Origin of the sequence: Candidatus Merdisoma sp. HCP28S3_D10 (genome assembly GCF_052065835.1) — a bacterium.
In the GTDB taxonomy this organism is placed as follows: domain Bacteria; phylum Bacillota; class Clostridia; order Lachnospirales; family Lachnospiraceae; genus Laedolimicola.
In genome coordinates, this window is the sequence record NZ_JBQHTG010000003.1 from 269,347 (window position 1) to 281,302 (window position 11,956).

At 47.6% G+C, this 11,956-nt stretch carries 24 protein-coding genes; all 24 read left to right on the plus strand.

The features are described 5' to 3' along the window. Positions 1 to 26 precede the first annotated feature (26 nt). The 24 genes from rplD (at position 27) to infA (ending at position 11,851) form a co-directional block, all read left to right on the plus strand. Complete coding sequence (rplD, locus tag ACTNCH_RS09610; protein ID WP_441019237.1) at positions 27 to 647, plus strand: 50S ribosomal protein L4; 621 nt, start codon at positions 27 to 29, stop codon at positions 645 to 647. Then, positions 647 to 946 (plus strand): 50S ribosomal protein L23, encoded by a 300-nt coding sequence (gene rplW, locus ACTNCH_RS09615; protein ID WP_441019238.1) that lies wholly within the window; start codon positions 647 to 649, stop codon positions 944 to 946. Before rplD ends, rplW begins: the two co-directional genes overlap by 1 nt. Before the next feature lie 179 nt (positions 947 to 1,125). Next, positions 1,126 to 1,968: a 50S ribosomal protein L2 gene (gene rplB, locus ACTNCH_RS09620; RefSeq protein ID WP_441019239.1), complete on the plus strand. Its 843-nt coding sequence runs from the start codon at positions 1,126 to 1,128 to the stop codon at positions 1,966 to 1,968. Between the two features lie 12 nt (positions 1,969 to 1,980). Continuing rightward, positions 1,981 to 2,259, plus strand: coding sequence for a 30S ribosomal protein S19 (gene rpsS, locus ACTNCH_RS09625; RefSeq protein ID WP_158363590.1), 279 nt, complete (start codon positions 1,981 to 1,983; stop codon positions 2,257 to 2,259). Positions 2,260 to 2,290: 31 nt separating this feature from the next. Beyond that, the gene (rplV, locus tag ACTNCH_RS09630; RefSeq protein WP_441019240.1) at positions 2,291 to 2,677 is read left to right on the plus strand and encodes a 50S ribosomal protein L22; all 387 of its coding nucleotides are present in this window, start codon (positions 2,291 to 2,293) and stop codon (positions 2,675 to 2,677) included. 10 nt (positions 2,678 to 2,687) lie between these two features. Beyond that, positions 2,688 to 3,344: a 30S ribosomal protein S3 gene (gene rpsC / locus ACTNCH_RS09635; RefSeq protein ID WP_158363588.1), complete on the plus strand. Its 657-nt coding sequence runs from the start codon at positions 2,688 to 2,690 to the stop codon at positions 3,342 to 3,344. Beyond that, entirely contained in the window at positions 3,344 to 3,781 is a 438-nt protein-coding gene (gene rplP, locus ACTNCH_RS09640; RefSeq protein ID WP_158363587.1) for a 50S ribosomal protein L16, read from the plus strand. The genes rpsC and rplP overlap by 1 nt, the downstream gene beginning before the upstream one ends. Further along, positions 3,771 to 3,974 carry a 50S ribosomal protein L29 gene (gene rpmC / locus ACTNCH_RS09645; RefSeq protein WP_158363586.1) on the plus strand — a complete coding sequence of 68 codons (204 nt, stop codon included), beginning with the start codon at positions 3,771 to 3,773 and terminating at the stop codon, positions 3,972 to 3,974. Before rplP ends, rpmC begins: the two co-directional genes overlap by 11 nt. 21 nt (positions 3,975 to 3,995) lie before the next feature. Further along, positions 3,996 to 4,250, plus strand: a complete 255-nt coding sequence (gene rpsQ, locus ACTNCH_RS09650; protein WP_158363585.1) for a 30S ribosomal protein S17 — start codon at positions 3,996 to 3,998, stop codon at positions 4,248 to 4,250. Positions 4,251 to 4,268: 18 nt separating this feature from the next. After that, positions 4,269 to 4,637, plus strand: coding sequence for a 50S ribosomal protein L14 (gene rplN, locus ACTNCH_RS09655; RefSeq protein ID WP_441019243.1), 369 nt, complete (start codon positions 4,269 to 4,271; stop codon positions 4,635 to 4,637). Positions 4,638 to 4,648: 11 nt separating this feature from the next. After that, on the plus strand, positions 4,649 to 4,960 hold the full coding sequence (gene rplX / locus ACTNCH_RS09660; protein ID WP_158363583.1) for a 50S ribosomal protein L24: 312 nt from the start codon (positions 4,649 to 4,651) through the stop codon (positions 4,958 to 4,960). Positions 4,961 to 4,983: 23 nt separating this feature from the next. Further along, complete coding sequence (gene rplE / locus ACTNCH_RS09665; RefSeq protein WP_158363582.1) at positions 4,984 to 5,523, plus strand: 50S ribosomal protein L5; 540 nt, start codon at positions 4,984 to 4,986, stop codon at positions 5,521 to 5,523. 17 nt (positions 5,524 to 5,540) lie between these two features. After that, entirely contained in the window at positions 5,541 to 5,726 is a 186-nt protein-coding gene (locus ACTNCH_RS09670; RefSeq protein ID WP_158363581.1) for a type Z 30S ribosomal protein S14, read from the plus strand. 118 nt (positions 5,727 to 5,844) lie between these two features. Further along, positions 5,845 to 6,252: a 30S ribosomal protein S8 gene (rpsH, locus tag ACTNCH_RS09675; RefSeq protein WP_158363580.1), complete on the plus strand. Its 408-nt coding sequence runs from the start codon at positions 5,845 to 5,847 to the stop codon at positions 6,250 to 6,252. A gap of 157 nt (positions 6,253 to 6,409) precedes the next feature. Next, a complete protein-coding gene (gene rplF, locus ACTNCH_RS09680; protein ID WP_441019247.1) occupies positions 6,410 to 6,949 on the plus strand; it encodes a 50S ribosomal protein L6 in 540 nt (179 codons plus the stop codon). Between the two features lie 17 nt (positions 6,950 to 6,966). After that, a complete protein-coding gene (rplR, locus tag ACTNCH_RS09685) occupies positions 6,967 to 7,335 on the plus strand; it encodes a 50S ribosomal protein L18 (protein WP_158363578.1) in 369 nt (122 codons plus the stop codon). A gap of 20 nt (positions 7,336 to 7,355) precedes the next feature. Further along, a complete protein-coding gene (gene rpsE, locus ACTNCH_RS09690; protein ID WP_158363577.1) occupies positions 7,356 to 7,865 on the plus strand; it encodes a 30S ribosomal protein S5 in 510 nt (169 codons plus the stop codon). 13 nt (positions 7,866 to 7,878) lie between these two features. Beyond that, complete coding sequence (gene rpmD / locus ACTNCH_RS09695) at positions 7,879 to 8,061, plus strand: 50S ribosomal protein L30 (RefSeq protein WP_158363576.1); 183 nt, start codon at positions 7,879 to 7,881, stop codon at positions 8,059 to 8,061. Between the two features lie 28 nt (positions 8,062 to 8,089). Continuing rightward, positions 8,090 to 8,530 (plus strand): 50S ribosomal protein L15, encoded by a 441-nt coding sequence (gene rplO, locus ACTNCH_RS09700; RefSeq protein WP_441019250.1) that lies wholly within the window; start codon positions 8,090 to 8,092, stop codon positions 8,528 to 8,530. Next, positions 8,530 to 9,846 (plus strand): preprotein translocase subunit SecY, encoded by a 1,317-nt coding sequence (gene secY / locus ACTNCH_RS09705; protein ID WP_441019252.1) that lies wholly within the window; start codon positions 8,530 to 8,532, stop codon positions 9,844 to 9,846. Before rplO ends, secY begins: the two co-directional genes overlap by 1 nt. A gap of 111 nt (positions 9,847 to 9,957) precedes the next feature. Further along, positions 9,958 to 10,602: an adenylate kinase gene (locus ACTNCH_RS09710; RefSeq protein WP_441019254.1), complete on the plus strand. Its 645-nt coding sequence runs from the start codon at positions 9,958 to 9,960 to the stop codon at positions 10,600 to 10,602. Positions 10,603 to 10,604: 2 nt separating this feature from the next. Next, entirely contained in the window at positions 10,605 to 11,360 is a 756-nt protein-coding gene (gene map / locus ACTNCH_RS09715) for a type I methionyl aminopeptidase (protein WP_441019256.1), read from the plus strand. Between the two features lie 16 nt (positions 11,361 to 11,376). Beyond that, the gene (locus tag ACTNCH_RS09720) at positions 11,377 to 11,655 is read left to right on the plus strand and encodes a KOW domain-containing RNA-binding protein (RefSeq protein ID WP_158363571.1); all 279 of its coding nucleotides are present in this window, start codon (positions 11,377 to 11,379) and stop codon (positions 11,653 to 11,655) included. Beyond that, positions 11,633 to 11,851 carry a translation initiation factor IF-1 gene (gene infA, locus ACTNCH_RS09725; RefSeq protein WP_158363570.1) on the plus strand — a complete coding sequence of 73 codons (219 nt, stop codon included), beginning with the start codon at positions 11,633 to 11,635 and terminating at the stop codon, positions 11,849 to 11,851. The genes ACTNCH_RS09720 and infA overlap by 23 nt, the downstream gene beginning before the upstream one ends. The last annotated feature ends 105 nt before the right edge of the window (positions 11,852 to 11,956 follow it).

Below are 11,956 nucleotides of genomic sequence, written 5' to 3' on the forward strand. Positions count from 1 at the left end.
TCTTTAGCGGAAAGGAGGACTTACAGATGGCAACAGTATCTGTTTACAATATGGAAGGAAATGAAGTTGGCACAATCGATTTAAACGATGCTGTATTCGGTGTTGAAGTAAACGAGCACCTGGTACACATGGCGGTTGTAGCACAGCTTGCAAATAAGCGTCAGGGAACGCAGAAAGCAAAGACCCGTTCTGAAGTATCCGGCGGCGGAAGAAAGCCCTGGAGACAGAAGGGAACCGGTCATGCAAGACAGGGTTCAACAAGAGCTCCCCAGTGGACTGGCGGCGGCATTGTGTTCGCACCCACACCGAGAGATTACACCATTCGTCTGAACAAGAAGGAGAAGAGACTGGCACTTAAGTCTGCTCTGACCTCCAGAGTTCTTGAGAACAAGCTTATCGTAGTAGACGAGCTGAAGTTCGACGAAGTTAAGACAAAGAATTTCGCAAATGTAATGAACAACCTGAAGGCTTCCAAGGCTCTGGTAGTTCTGAACGAGAACGATGCAAACGTAGTATTATCCGCAAGAAATATTCCTACAGTTAAAACTGCTTTGACCAATACCATCAACGTATACGATATCCTGAAGTACAACACCGTTATCGTAACCAAGGCAGCTGTAGCAACAATCGAGGAGGTGTACGCATAATGGCAGACCTGAAGTATTATGATGTCATCCAGAAGCCGGTTATTACCGAGAAGAGCATGGATGCTATGGGCGAGAAGAAGTATACTTTCCTGGTTCATACAGATGCAACCAAGACTCAGATTAAAGAGGCTGTTGAGAAGATGTTTGCCGGAGCAAAGGTAAAGAGCGTCAACACCATGAATCTGGACGGAAAGAAGAAGAGACGTGGAACAGCAGTAGGAAAGACAGCTAAGACTAAGAAAGCTATCGTACAGCTGACCGCAGAGAGCGCAGATATCGAGATTTTCGAGGGGTTATAAGACTTGGCGAAACAGAGCCGAAGGCGATAGTTGAGCCTTAGTCGGACCCCGTTCGCGAACCTTGGCGAGGTGTTTCCGAGCCTAGTTGAGCGAACGTCCCCGATAAATCGCGCACATTATAGGCGGCTCCAACCGCCTGACAACTAATAATTTGAACAGAACGAAAGGAGAGAAATGTAATGGGTATCAAGACATATAATCCATATACACCTTCCAGAAGACACATGACTGGTTCTGATTTCTCTGAGATTACCAAGAAGGAGCCGGAGAAGGCACTGCTTGTATCTCTGAACAAGAACGCAGGTCGTAACAACCAGGGTAAAATCACTGTAAGACACCGCGGAGGCGGAAGCAGAAGAAAATACAGAATCATCGATTTCAAGAGAACCAAAGACGGTATCCCCGCAACTGTAATCGGTGTTGAGTATGACCCGAACCGTACAGCAAACATCGCACTGATCTGCTACGCAGACGGCGAGAAAGCATATATCCTGGCTCCCCAGGGACTGAAGGATGGCATGAAGGTTATGAACGGACCGGAAGCCGAGGTAAGAGTAGGAAACTGCCTGCCCCTTTCTGAGATTCCCGTAGGTACACAGGTACACAACATTGAGCTGCATCCGGGCAAGGGCGGACAGATGGTTCGTTCCGCAGGAAACAGCGCACAGCTCATGGCTAAGGAAGGCAAGTACGCAACACTTCGTCTGCCCTCCGGAGAGATGAGAATGGTTCCTTTAAATTGCAGAGCTACTATCGGAGTTGTAGGGAATGCTGAGCACAACCTGATCAACATCGGTAAGGCAGGACGTAAGCGTCACATGGGTATCCGCCCGACAGTCCGCGGTTCCGTAATGAACCCGAACGACCATCCGCATGGTGGTGGAGAAGGAAAGACCGGTATTGGTCGTCCTGGTCCCTGCACACCGTGGGGCAAGCCCGCTCTTGGTTTGAAGACGAGAAAGAAGAACAAGAAGTCCAATAAGCTGATCGTTAGAAGAAGAGACGGCAGAACATTCAAGTAAGGAGGAAAACACATGGCTCGCTCATTAAAAAAAGGACCATTTGCAGATGAGAGCTTACTGAAAAAGGTAGACGCAATGAATGAAGCAGGCGACAAGTCCGTTATTAAGACCTGGTCCCGCCGCTCCACTATCTTCCCGCAGATGGTTGGTCATACAATCGCAGTTCACGACGGAAGAAGACACGTTCCGGTATATATCACAGAGGATATGGTAGGACATAAGCTCGGAGAGTTCGTTCCGACCAGAACTTACCGTGGACACGGAAAAGACGAGAAGAAATCAAAGCGTTAATCGTCAAATCATTTGAAAGGAGACTCATCCAATGGCTAAGGGACATAGAAGTCAGATTAAGAGAGAGAGAAATGCCCAGAAGGATACAAGACCGTCAGCAAAGCTTTCCTACGCTCGCGTATCTGTTCAGAAGGCATGCTTCGTATTAGATGCCATTCGTGGCAAAGATGTGGAGACAGCACTTGGTATTGTAATGTACAATCCGCGTTACGCTTCCACTCTGATTGAGAAATTATTAAAGTCAGCAATCGCAAATGCTGAGAACAACAACGGAATGAACCGTAGTAACCTTTATGTAGCAGAGTGCTACGCAAATAAGGGATCGACAATGAAGAGAATCAGACCGAGAGCACAGGGCCGGGCTTACAGAATCGAGAAGAGAATGAGCCACATCACAATCGTGCTTGATGAGAAATAGGAGGTAAAGCATGGGACAGAAAGTTAATCCGCACGGCCTCAGAGTCGGCGTTATTAAAGATTGGGATTCCAGATGGTATGCAGAAGATTCCTTCGCTGATTATCTTGTAGAGGACTACAACATCCGTAAATTCCTGAAGAAGAAGCTCTACAGCGCAGGAGTAGCTAAGATTGAGATTGAGCGTGCTTCTGACAGAGTAAAGATCATCATCTACACCGCAAAGCCGGGCGTTGTTATCGGTAAGGGCGGTTCTGAGATTGAGAAGGTAAAGGCTGAGCTTGCTCAGTATACCGATAAGAAACTTATCGTAGATATCAAAGAGATTAAGAGACCGGACCGCGACGCACAGCTGGTTGCTGAGAACATCGCACTTCAGCTGGAGAACCGTGTGTCCTTCCGCCGCGCTATGAAGTCCACCATGGGCAGAACCATGAAGGCAGGCGCTAAGGGAATCAAGACGGCTGTTGCAGGCCGTGTTGGCGGAGCCGATATGGCTCGTACCGAGTTTTACAGCGAGGGAACTATCCCGCTGCAGACACTGAGAGCAGATATTGACTACGGATTCGCTGAGGCAGATACCACCTACGGCAAGATTGGCGTAAAGGTATGGATCTACAAAGGCGAGGTACTTCCGACGAAAGGAAACAAGGAAGGGAGCGATAAATAATGTTAATGCCGAAGAGAGTAAAGCGTCGTAAACAGTTCCGCGGTTCCATGGCTGGTAAGGCCCTGAGAGGCAACAAAATCACCATGGGCGAGTTCGGTATCGTCGCTACAGAGCCGTGTTGGATTAAATCAAACCAGATTGAGGCAGCCCGTATTGCCATGACCCGTTACATGAAGCGTGGTGGTAAAGTCTGGATTAAAATTTTCCCGGATAAGCCGGTTACAGCAAAGCCTGCCGAGACTCGTATGGGTTCCGGAAAGGGTACATTGGAGTACTGGGTAGCAGTCGTTAAGCCGGGCCGTGTAATGTTCGAAGTTGCAGGCGTACCGGAGGAAACAGCTAGAGAAGCACTTCGTCTTGCAATGCACAAGCTGCCCTGCAAGTGTAAGATCGTTTCTAAAGCAGACTTAGAAGGCGGTGATAACAGTGAAGAGTAATAAGTATGTTGAAGAATTAAAGGCAAAATCTGCTGCGGAATTAAATGAGGAATTAGTAGCTGCGAAAAAGGAACTGTTCAACTTAAGATTCCAGAACGCAACCAATCAGCTTGATAACACTAGCAGAATTAAGGAAGTTCGCAAGAACATCGCCAGAATTCAGACTGTTATCGCGCAGAAGGCGAATGCGTAATAAGGCGGAAGGAGAATTATCGTGGAAAGAAATCTGAGAAAAACACGTGTCGGCAAGGTCGTAAGCGATAAAATGGACAAGACCATCGTTGTTGCTGTTGAGGAGCACGTTAAGCATCCGCTGTACAAGAAGATTGTAAAGGATACTTATAAGCTGAAGGCTCACGACGAGAACAATGAGTGCCACGTAGGTGATACCGTAAAGGTTATGGAGACGAGACCGCTGTCCAAGGACAAGAGATGGAGACTCGTTGAAATCATGGAGAAAGCGAAATAAGGTAAGGAGGTTACCGGAATGGTACAGCAGGAAACCAGACTCAAGGTGGCAGACAATACCGGTGCAAAGGAACTGCTTTGCATTCGCGTACTGGGTGGTTCCACCAGAAGATATGCAAACATCGGTGACATCATCGTTGCCAGCGTCAAAGATGCAACACCCGGCGGAGTTGTTAAGAAGGGCGACGTAGTGAAAGCCGTAGTCGTTCGTACAGTAAAGGGCGCTCGTCGTAAAGACGGATCTTACATCAAGTTTGACGAGAATGCGGCTGTTATCATCAAAGATGACAAGAATCCGAAAGGAACCCGTATTTTTGGACCAGTAGCAAGAGAGCTTCGTGAAAAGCAGTTTATGAAAATTGTTTCACTTGCTCCGGAAGTATTATAGGAGGGTGCCAAATGTCTACAGTTAAGATTAAAAAAGGTGATACCGTTAAGGTTATTGCCGGCGCAGACAAGGATAAAGAGGGCAAAGTTATTGCCGTCAATCATAAAAACAACACTGTAATCGTAGAAGGCGTTAATATGATTACAAAGCACACCAAGCCTTCCATGGCAAACCAGAATGGCGGAATTATTCACCAGGAGGCTCCTATCGATCTGTCTAACGTAATGTACAGCCTGAAGGGCAAAGCTACAAGAGTTGGCTTCAAGATGGATGGAGACAAGAAAGTCCGCTATGCGAAAGCAACTGGCGAAGTAATTGATTAATCAAGGAAGGAGGTCGCAGAAAGTTGAGTAGACTGAAAGAAAAGTATACGAATGAAATCGTAGACGCAATGACAAAGAAATTTGGATACAAGAACATTATGGAAGTTCCGAAGCTCGACAAGATCGTCATCAACATGGGCGTTGGCGAGGCAAAGGACAATGCAAAGGTTCTGGAATCTGCTGTTAAGGATATGGAGACCATCACCGGACAGAAAGCAGTTCTGACCAGAGCAAAGAACTCTGTTGCGAACTTCAAGATCAGAGAGGGCATGGCAATCGGCTGCAAGGTTACACTTCGCGGCGAGAAAATGTACGAGTTTGCTGACCGTCTGATCAACCTGGCACTTCCCCGTGTGCGTGACTTCCGTGGTGTAAACCCGAACGCATTTGACGGACGCGGAAACTATGCGTTGGGTATCAAAGAGCAGTTAATTTTCCCCGAAATTGAATACGATAAGGTAGACAAGGTAAGAGGTATGGACGTTATCTTCGTTACAACTGCAAAGACTGACGAAGAAGCCCGCGAGTTACTGACATTATTCAATATGCCGTTCACAAAATAGGATAGGAGGAAAATTTCATGGCTAAGACAGCAATGAAGGTTAAGCAGCAGCGGAAACAGAAATTCGCAGTCAGAGAGTACAATCGCTGCAGAATCTGCGGCCGTCCGCATGCATATCTGAGAAAATACGGAATCTGCAGAATCTGCTTCCGTGAGTTAGCATACAAGGGCCAGATCCCTGGCGTTAAGAAAGCAAGCTGGTAAAAATCCACCTGGACACTTAGTGAAGCCAAGCCCGCAGGGCGAAGGCTGAGCTTAGTGACCATGGTGTACCGATTTATTACCGTTTGTAAGAACCCAAATAGGAGGTATAGAACAAGTCATGGCATTAACAACGAATGATCCCATCGCGGATATGCTTACAAGAATCCGTAATGCAAACACCGCTAAACATGATACTGTTGATGTACCCGCTTCCAAGATGAAGATCGCAATTGCGAACATTCTGGTAGACGAGGGATACATTGCAAAATACGATCTCGTAGAAGATGGAAACTTCAAGACTATCCGCATTACCCTGAAGTACGGTAAGGATAAGAACGAAAAGATCATCTCCGGTCTGAAGAGAATCTCCAAGCCGGGTCTGCGTGTATACGCTAACAAAGAGGAGCTGCCGAAGGTACTGGGCGGCCTGGGAGTTGCTATCATCTCCACAAACAAGGGCGTTATCACAGACAAAGAAGCACGCGCACAGGGCGTAGGCGGAGAAGTACTTGCATTTGTTTGGTAGGCATTGAACACTTAGCGAAGCAAAAGCCTAAGGGCTACAGCATATCCGTTAAGCGGAAGTGTATATAAGGCCGCCGGGTTTACTCGGCGGACGCAACTGAAAACAGAGAAGCCATAAGCAGCTTCTCCGAAAATCTAAGTTTTAGGAGGTAAATGGCATGTCACGAATTGGTAGACATCCGGTAGCCGTTCCCGCTGGTGTTACAGTAACCATCGAGGAAGGCAACAAGGTGACCGTTAAAGGTCCGAAGGGCGAACTGGTAAGAGTACTGCCCGCAGAGATGGAAATTAAGCTTGAAGATGGTCAGGTAGTCGTTACAAGACCGAACGACCTGAAGAAGATGAAATCCTTACATGGTCTGACAAGAACTCTGATTCACAACATGGTAGTTGGCGTGAGCGAGGGTTATCAGAAGACTCTTGAAGTAAACGGTGTAGGTTACAAGGCACAGAAGTCCGGCAATAAGCTGACCCTGTCTCTTGGATATTCTCATCCGGTAGAGATGATCGATCCGGACGGAATTGAGTCTGCAGTAGACGGCAACAAGATTATCGTTAAGGGTATCGATAAGGAAAAGGTTGGCCAGTACGCAGCAGAGATCCGCGACAAGAGAAGACCTGAGCCGTACAAGGGCAAGGGAATCAAGTATGCTGATGAAATTATCAGACGTAAAGTCGGTAAGACTGGTAAAAAATAAGTAAGGAGAGTATAAAAATGGTTAGTAAGAAGTCAAGAAGCGAAGTTCGCGTAAATAAGCATAGAAAATTACGTAATCATATCAGCGGAACTGCTGAGAGACCGCGTTTGGCTGTGTTTAGAAGCAATAATCATATGTATGCTCAAATTATTGACGATACAGTCGGAAATACTCTGGTAGCAGCTTCCACTATGGAAAAGAGTGTAAAGGCTGAGCTTGAGAAAACCAACAACGTTGATGCAGCAGCATACCTTGGAAAAGTAATCGCAGAGAAAGCTCTGGAAAAGGGTATCAAGACCGTTGTCTTTGACAGAGGCGGCTTTATCTATCAGGGCAAGATTCAGGCACTGGCAGACGCAGCCCGTGAGGCTGGATTGGAATTCTAGGAAAGGAAGGAAAAAGACAGATGAGACATGAGATTATCGACCCGAGTCAGCTTGAGTTAACTGACAAGGTAGTGTCAATTAAGCGTGTAAGCAAAACTGTCAAGGGTGGTCGTACCATGCGTTTCACCGCTCTGGTAGTTGTCGGCGACGGCAACGGACATGTTGGCGCCGGTCTTGGAAAAGCGACTGAGATTCCGGAAGCAATCCGCAAGGGCAAAGAGGATGCCATGAAGAAGCTGGTAACCGTTGCAATTGACGAGAACAACAGTATTACACATGATTATATCGGAAAGTTCGGCAGCGCATCCGTACTGCTGAAGAGAGCACCGGAAGGTACTGGTGTTATCGCTGGTGGTCCGGCCCGTAACGTGCTGGAGCTTGCTGGTATCAAGAATATCCGTACCAAGTCTCTTGGTTCCAACAACAAGCAGAACGTAGTTCTGGCTACCATCGAGGGTCTGAAGGCACTGAAGACTCCGGAAGAAGTTGCTAAGAACCGTGGAAAATCCGTAGAAGAGATTACAAACTAGGAGGATACGGACAATGGCAGATAAGTTAAAGATTACATTGGTAAAATCCCCGATCGGAGCCATCCCGAAGCAGCGCGCAACTGTAGAGGCACTTGGCCTTCGTAAGGTAAACAAGACAGTTGAGATGCCGGATAACGAGGCAGTCAGAGGTATGATCTGGCATGTAAGACATCTGGTAAAGGTAGAAGAGATTTAATTATAATAACGGAATAGGAGGTGTCACAATGGACTTATCAAATTTACAGTATGCAGAAGGTTCCAAGCACAACGGAAACTTCCGTAGAGGTCGTGGACACGGTTCAGGAAATGGTAAGACAGCTGGTAAGGGTCATAAGGGTCAGAAGGCTCGTTCTGGAGCACCGAGACCGGGCTTTGAGGGCGGTCAGATGCCTTTATACAGAAGACTTCCGAAGAGAGGCTTTACAAACAGAAACTCCAAGGTTATCGTTGGAATCAATGTAAGCGCTCTGGAAGTATTCGAGAACGACGCAGTTGTATCTGTAGAGACTCTGCTGGAGCAGGGAATCGTTAAGAATCCGAAGGATGGCGTTAAGATCCTTGGAAATGGCGAGCTGACAAAGAAGCTCACTGTACAGGCAAATGCTTTCTCCGAGGGAGCAAAAGCAAAAATTGAGGCTCTTGGTGGAAAAGCAGAGGTGATCTAATGTTCAAAACATTACAGAACGCATTTAAGATCAAGGATATCCGGCAGAAGCTGATTTATACCTTTCTGATGCTTGTAGTTGTCAGACTGGGATCCCAGCTGCCGGTACCGGGCGTGAACCGCACATTCTTTGCGAACTGGCTTGCAGCTCAGACCGGTGATGCATTCAATCTTCTGGATGCATTCACCGGCGGCTCTCTTGCCAGCATGTCCATTTTTGCGTTAGGTATCAACCCGTACATTACATCTTCCATTATCATCCAGCTCCTGACCATTGCAATTCCGAAGCTTGAGGAAATGCAGAAAGATGGAGAGGATGGAAGGAAAAAGCTCCAGAATATCACCCGTTACGTAACCGTAGCGCTGGCCCTCATCGAGGGTATTGCCATGACCGTAGGTTTTGGTAATCAGGGTCTTCTGGAAAATGCAACCTGGTACAACATGGCGGTTGTAGTGGTTGCGCTGACAGCCGGTTCCGCATTCCTGATGTGGATCGGTGAGCGTATCAACCAGAACGGTGTAGGAAACGGTATCTCTATCGTCCTCCTGATCAACATCGTTTCCCGTATGCCGGATGATTTTGTAGCGCTGTATACAAAGTTCATGAGCGGCAAGAGCGTGGCTATGGCAGTGTTGGCAGCGGTGATTATCGCGGCTGTCATCCTTGTAACGGTTGTATTCGTTATTATTCTTCAGGATGGAGAGCGCAGAATCCCCGTTCAGTACAGCAAAAAGCTTCAGGGCAGAAAGGTGATTGGCGGACAGAGCACCAACATTCCGATGAAGGTCAACACCGCAGGAGTTATTCCGGTCATCTTCGCATCCTCCCTAATGTCATTTCCGGGAATCATTCTCGCCCTGATGGGAAAGAGTGCAGGAACCGGAATCGGCGGCAAGATTATCACCGGTTTAAGCTCCAGCAGCTGGTGTAATCCCCAGCAGCCTATCTATTCGCTGGGATTGCTGCTGTATATTGTATTGGTAGTCTTCTTTGCTTACTTCTATACATCCATTACCTTCAACCCGTTGGAGATTGCGGATAACATGAAGAAGCAGGGCGGCTTCATTCCCGGCATCCGTCCGGGCCGGCCTACGTCAGACTATCTGGCAAAAATTCTGAATTACATCATTTTTGTCGGTGCAATCGGCCTGATTATTGTATGTGTCGTACCGATTCTCTTTAACGGAGTATTCGGAGCGAGCGTATCCTTTGGAGGAACATCCATCATCATCGTCGTTGGTGTTGTTCTGGAGACCATCAAGCAGATCGAATCTCAGATGGCAGTACGCTACTACAAGGGCTTCTTGAACGATTAATAGGCAAACTTCCGGCCTGTGCGGGACCCGTTTCCGTACAGGCTTTCGGAAGTTTTGCGGCAATTTGCAGAGGAAATGCGAACAGCGCATTTCAAGAAGAGGAGTAACATTATGAAAATCATCATGTTAGGAGCACCGGGTGCCGGAAAGGGCACACAGGCGATGAAGATAGCTGAAAAATATCAGATCCCGCATATTTCCACGGGTGATATTTTCAGAGCAAATATAAAGGAAGGCACAGAGCTTGGTAAGAAAGCAAAGTCCTATATGGATCAGGGACAGCTGGTACCGGACGAGCTGACGCTGGAGCTGATCATGGATCGTTTCCAGAATCCGGACTGCGCGAACGGCTACGTGCTGGACGGTTTTCCCCGTACCATTCCCCAGGCTGAGGCATTGACCGAGGCACTGGCAAAGAAGGGCGAAACCATCGATTACGCGATTAATGTGGAAGTGCCCGATGAGAACATCATCAACCGTATGGGTGGCAGAAGAGCCTGCCTGGCCTGCGGAGCCACTTATCATATTGTATATGCGCCGACCAAGGTAGAAGGCGTCTGCGATCGCTGCGGAGAGAAGCTGGTTCTCCGGGACGACGACAAGCCGGAGACAGTTAAGAATCGTCTGAACGTATATCACGCACAGACACAGCCGCTGATTGAGTATTACACCAAGCAGGGCAAGCTGGCCGAGGTAGACGGAACTCAGAGTATGGAAGACGTGTTTAACGCCATTGTAAAGATTTTAGGAGCGTAATTATGTCGGTTACAATTAAATCTGCCAGAGAAATTGAATTGATGCGCACAGCAGGCAAACTGCTGGAAGAGGTTCACAATGAGCTTGCGGCATTTGTAAAGCCGGGCATTTCCACCCTGGATATCGATCGCCTGGGTGAAAAGCTTATCCGGGAGAGAGGCTGTATTCCCAATTTCCTGAACTATAACGGATATCCGGCGTCTATCTGTGTATCCATCAACGATGAAGTCGTACATGGAATTCCCAGGGACGATCGAATCCTTCAGGAAGGTGACATCGTAAGTCTGGACGCAGGCCTGATTTATAAGGGCTATCACTCCGACGCAGCCAGAACCCATGCAGTAGGAAAAATAAGTCCGGAGGCACAGAAGCTGATGGATGTGACGAAGCAGAGCTTCTTCGAAGGTATCAAAATGGCAAAGGCCGGAAATCATCTTCACCAGATTTCAGCAGCAATTAACGATTACGTTGACCAGTTCGGTTACGGAGTAGTCCGTGATCTGGTCGGCCACGGAATCGGCGAGCATCTGCATGAGGATCCGCAGATTCCCAACTTCCGTCAGCGCCGCAGAGGGATTAAGCTGGTGCCGGGAATGACCCTGGCTATCGAGCCCATGATTAACGCAGGCACCTGGGAGGTCGCGTGGCTGGACGACGACTGGACTGTAGTTACAGATGACGGTTCCCTTTCTGCTCATTACGAAAACACCATCCTGATTACCGAGGGTGAGCCGGAAATTCTGACTCTGACACTGTAAGCCTGTGGAGAAGTCTATGGAAAGAGTGGAAATTGGAATGTTCGCCAGATCAAAGGCCGGACATGATAAAGGTAAATTATATATCATATTAAGAACAGAAGGCGAATATGTATATCTGACAGACGGACGGTTACGACCCATGTCAAACCCGAAAAAAAAGAAGAAAAAACATATTCAGCCCATGTACAGGACACCCGAAGGCCGGGACCTGACGAAAATAACCGATGTTGACGTAAAGCGGGCCATCAGGCTGCACGAAAAGGAGGAAGAAGATGTCAAAAGCAGATGTAATTGAAATCGAAGGAACAGTAGTGGAGAAGCTCCCGAACGCCATGTTTCAGGTAGAGCTGGAGAACGGACATCAGGTTCTCGCCCATATCAGCGGAAAGCTCCGCATGAACTTTATCCGGATTCTGCCGGGTGACAAGGTAACCATCGAGATGTCTCCCTACGATCTGTCCAAGGGACGTATCATCTGGAGAGATAAGTAAGAGAGAATTCACAGAGCAGACTCTTTGTTTGTGAAAAAATATCACAGGCAGAGGGTCTGTTTGACTATCCGATGAAAAGAAAATTTAACTGCAAATACAGATTCA